2 protein-coding genes are annotated in these 3,810 nt (G+C 71.7%); both read left to right on the forward strand.

Annotated elements, in window-relative coordinates:
* Positions 1-1,046, forward strand: a 1,046-nt coding sequence (locus VIB55_RS11020) for a CHAD domain-containing protein (protein ID WP_331876712.1), incomplete at its 5' end; no start/stop codon positions are given.
* 95 nt (positions 1,047-1,141) lie between these two features.
* Positions 1,142-3,810 (forward strand): insulinase family protein (locus tag VIB55_RS11025; RefSeq protein ID WP_331876713.1); only part of this gene is annotated, 2,669 nt, incomplete at its 3' end.

The following is a 3,810-nucleotide window of genomic DNA, read 5'->3' on the forward strand; positions in this document are numbered from 1 at the left end:
TGCAGCGCCGCCAGCAGCGGGTGCTGCGGCGGATGCACGACGAGGTGGTGCGCGACTTCGCCCGCGCCTGCGGCCGCCTTTCGCGCCGCCTGTCGTGGTACCCCGCCCACGTCTCGTTCGACGATCCCCGCGAGGCGCCGCCGATGCGCACGGTGCTGGCGGCGCTGGTCGAAACGCACGTGGCCGAGCTGCGGTCGAAGCTGGGCGCCGTCCAGTCGGCCGAACAGCAGGACCTGGCGCACGAGGCGCGGATCGCGGCCAAGCGCCTGCGCTACCTGCTGGAGCCGTTCCGCGACGAGCTCCCCGGCGCCGCCGAAGTCGTCAAGCGCATCAAGGGAATGCAGGACCTGTTCGGCGACATGCACGATGCCCACGTCGCCGCGGAGATCATCGCCGAGGCGCGGGAGGAAGCCGTGGTGGTGGCTCCGCCCCCCGACCCCATCCCCGGGCTGGAGGCCCTTGCCGCCATCGCGCGGGCGGAAACGGAGCGGCTGTTCCGCGAGGCGCAGGGCGTGTGGCTGGGCGGCCGCGCCGACGAGTTCTTCGCCGCCGTCGACCAGGTGCTCGCCGAACTGCGGGGCGCGGGAGAGAACCGCGAGATCGAGCGGAAGTACCTGCTCCGCCGCATGCCTCCGCTTCCGGAAGGCGCCATCCGCACCGACATCGCCCAGGGCTACCTGCCCGGCGAGCGCCTGAACGAGCGCGTGCGCCGGGTGCGGCGCGGGGACGAGGTGCGCTACTATCGCACCATCAAGACGGGGAGCGGCCTCAGCCGGATGGAGCTGGAGGAAGAGACCAGCGAGCGCATCTTCCGCCACCTGTGGCGGCTGACGCAGGGCGCCCGCATCCGCAAGCTCCGCTTTCGCGTGGCGGAGGGCGACCTGACGTGGGAGATCGACCGGTTCCGCGGCCGGCGGCTGGCGCTGGCCGAGGTGGAGCTGCCGTCGGAGGACGCCGACGCGCCGATCCCCGAGTGGCTGGCTCCCTACGTGGAGCGCGAGGTGACCGGCGAGAAGGAGTACGTGAACATCAACCTGGCCGGCTGACCGTCCCACGGAAAAACGGAACCCGCGTGCGGTGGCAGGCATACCACCGTACGCGGGTTTTCCGCATGCGTCGCCGCCGCCCTCCATCCATCCAGATGCGCATCTTCCGAATCATCGCTCCGCTGGTCCTGGCGCTGGCCGCCTGCTCGCCGCCGGGCGCGCCTGCACCGGCCGCTTCGCCGCGCCCCGCGCCCGGCATCCCGGAGATCCGGTTCGACCACCGCGGCGACACGCTGGTCATTACCGACACGCTGCCGAACGGGCTCGTGTACTACGTTCGCCACAACGCCGAGCCGCGCAACCGGGCGGAGCTGCGGCTGGTGCTGAACGTGGGATCGGTGCTGGAAGACGACGACCAGCTGGGGCTGGCGCACTTCCTGGAGCACATGGCCTTCAACGGCACCCGCCGCTTCGCCCGCAACGAGCTCATCGACTACCTGGAGCGCGTCGGCATGCGCTTTGGGCCCGACGTGAACGCCAGCACCTCGTTCGACGAAACCGTCTACATGCTGCAGCTGCCCACGGACAGCGCGGGCGTGCTGGACACCGGGCTGACCATCCTGGAGCACTGGGCCAGCGGCATTGCGCTGGACTCGGCGGAGATCGAGGCGGAGCGCGGCGTGGTGATCGAGGAGTGGCGCCGCTGGCGGGGCGCGGGGGCGCGCGTGTCGGACCGCCAGTTCCCCTTTCTGTTCGCGGGCTCGCGCTACGCCGAGCGTTCGCCCATCGGCGACCCGGAGATCATCCGCACCTTTCGCCACGAGACGCTGCGCCGCTTCTACCAGCAGTGGTACCGCCCGGAGCTGATGGCGGTGGTGGCGGTGGGCGACTTCGACCCCGCTGAGATGGAGCGGAAGATCCGCGAGGTGTTCGGCGCCATCCCGGCGTTGGGCGGGCCGGCGCGCCCGGAGATCGCGGTGCCGGCGCGGGACAGCGCGCGGGTGATCGTCACGGTGGACCCGGAGATCACCAGCACGGCCCTGAGCGTCAACTGGTTTCGCCCGGCGCGCAGGGACTGGTCGCCCGGCGGCTTCCGCCTGGGGCTGGTGGAGTCGATGTTCGCGGGGATGCTGGGCGACCGGCTGAACGACATCAGCCTGCGGCCCGACGCGCCGTTCCTGGACGTGGGCTCGTACCTGGGCGGCTCGCTGCGCCCGGTAGAAACGTTCGCGCTGAGCGCCGCCGTGCCGCAGGGCGGGGTGGAGCGCGGGCTGGCCGCCGTGCTCACCGAGGTGCAGCGTGCCGCGCGCCACGGCTTTACCCCAGCGGAGCTGGAGCGTGAAAAAGCGGAGTTCCTGCGGATGTGGGAGCAGATGTACGCCGAGCGCCACAAGACCACCAGCGGCCAGTACGCGGGCCAGTACGCCGAGCACTTCCTGCGCGGCGGCCTGCTGCGGACGCTGGACGAGGAGTGGGCGATGCTGAACGCGTTCCTCCCCGGCATCACCGTGGAGGACGCCAACGAGGTCGCTCGCGGCTACGCGGCCATGCGCGACCGCACGGTTCTGGTCACCGCCCCCGAGCACGCCGGCGCATCCCTCCCCGACGAGCGCAGGCTGGCCGCCATCTCCGATTCCGTGGCGCGCGCGCCCGTGGAGCCGTACCGCGAAACGGCATCCGAGGCGCCACTGCTGGCGCAGCTGCCGGCGGCGGGAAGGATCGTATCGGAAGAGTTCGTCCCCGAGGCGGGCATCACCCGGTGGGCGCTGAGCAACGGCGCGCAGGTGGTGCTGAAGCCAACGGACTTCCAGGACGACCAGGTACTGTTCGCCGCCACCAGCCCCGGCGGGCTGTCGCTGCTCCCCGACAGCCTGTACCTGCACGGCCGGCTTGCGACCGCGGCGGTGCAGGTGGGCGGCGTGGGCGCACTGGGGCTGACGGAGCTGCAGCGGCGGCTGGCGGGAAAGGCGGCCAGCGTGGGTACCACCATCGGCGAGCTGCAGGAGACGGTGAACGGCTACGCGGCGCCGCGCGACGTGGAAACCCTATTCCAGCTGGTGCACCTGTACTTCACCGCCCCTCGCCGCGACACCGCCGCGTGGGAAGCCTTCCGCCAGCGCGGGCGCGAGATGCTGCGCAACCGGGGCGCCACCCCGGAAAGCGCCTTCGGCGACACGCTGACCGCCGTGCTCACGCAGCGGCACCCGCGCGCGCGGCCCTTCACCGCGGCCATGTACGACTCGCTGGACCTGGACCGGGCAATCGCCATCTACCGGCAGCGCTTCGCCGACGCGGGCGACTTCACCTTTTTCCTGGTAGGCAGTTTTCAGCCGCACGAGGTGCGCCCGTTCGTGGAGCGCTACCTGGCCAGCCTGCCCGCCACCGGCGCGCGCGAACGCTGGCGCGACTCCGGCATCCGTCCGCCCGCGGGGGTGGTGGAAAAGACGGTGCGCCGCGGCGTGGAGCCCAAGGCGCGGACCACGCTCTATTTCACGGGCCCCGCGCAGTTCTCGCGCGAGGCACGGTCCGAGATCACCAGCCTGGCCGACGCGCTGGAGATCCGCCTGCGCGAACGGCTGCGCGAGCAGCTGGGCGGAACCTACGGGGTAACGGTGAGCGCCAACGTGTCGCGCGACCCCGTGCCGCAGTACGCGGTGGCGATCGACTTCAACACCGACCCGCACCGGCTGGACGAGCTGACGCGCGTAACGTTCGCGGAGATCGACAGCCTGCGCGCCCGCGGCGTGCCGGCGGACGTGGTGCAGAAGGTTCGCGAAGCGCACCGGCGCAGCAAGGAAACGTCGCTGCGCCAGAACGACGTGTG

This window comes from Longimicrobium sp., from assembly GCF_036554565.1.
Taxonomy (GTDB): domain Bacteria; phylum Gemmatimonadota; class Gemmatimonadetes; order Longimicrobiales; family Longimicrobiaceae; genus Longimicrobium.